This window comes from Streptomyces sp. SID13726, assembly GCF_010548375.1.
In the GTDB taxonomy this organism is placed as follows: domain Bacteria; phylum Actinomycetota; class Actinomycetes; order Streptomycetales; family Streptomycetaceae; genus Streptomyces.
Map to the genome: position 1 here is coordinate 1 of NZ_JAAGLY010000223.1, position 552 is coordinate 552.

Genomic DNA, 552 nt, shown 5'->3' on the forward strand with positions numbered 1-552 from the left:
CCGTCTCCTCCAGCAGCGGCTCCGTCTCGACGCCGGGTCCGACCGCGAGGGGGACGTGGTCGTACTCCTGGACCAGCGCGACGTCGACTGCGTCCCCGCGCAGCGCGGCGGGCACCGTGGCGGGGTCGAGCTCGGAGACCAGGAGCCGCAGCCCCGGGTGGTCGGAGCTCAGGCGCACGACGGCGGGCGTGAGCAGGGTCGGCACGGCGGTCGGGAAGACGCCGATGCGCAGCGTCCCGCGGAGCGTCGTGGCGGCCGAGGCGAGGTCCGCGTCGGCCTCGCGGAGGATCTCCAGGATCTTCTCGGTGTGCTCGACGAGCCTCTCGGCCGCCGCGGTGAGCCGCACCCGGCGGCCCGACCGCTCCAGGAGGGGCACCCCGGCGTCGCGCTCGAGCGCGGAGAGCTGCTGCGACACGGCCGACGGCGTGTAGGCGAGCGCCTCGGCCACCGCGGCGATGGTCCCCCGGTACGAGAGCTCCCTGAGCAGCCGGAGCCTGCGGACGTCGAGCATAAGAGGAACTTACGGCATGCCGCACGAACGTGAACTAGACC

The 552-nt window shown here is 74.1% G+C and carries 1 protein-coding gene; it reads right to left on the minus strand.

Going from position 1 to position 552, the window contains the following annotated elements; translation table 11 throughout:
- The coding region (locus G3I78_RS47290; RefSeq protein ID WP_164436797.1) for a LysR family transcriptional regulator at positions 1–511 on the minus strand (511 nt) is incomplete at its 3' end.
- Positions 512–552: the final 41 nt, after the last annotated feature.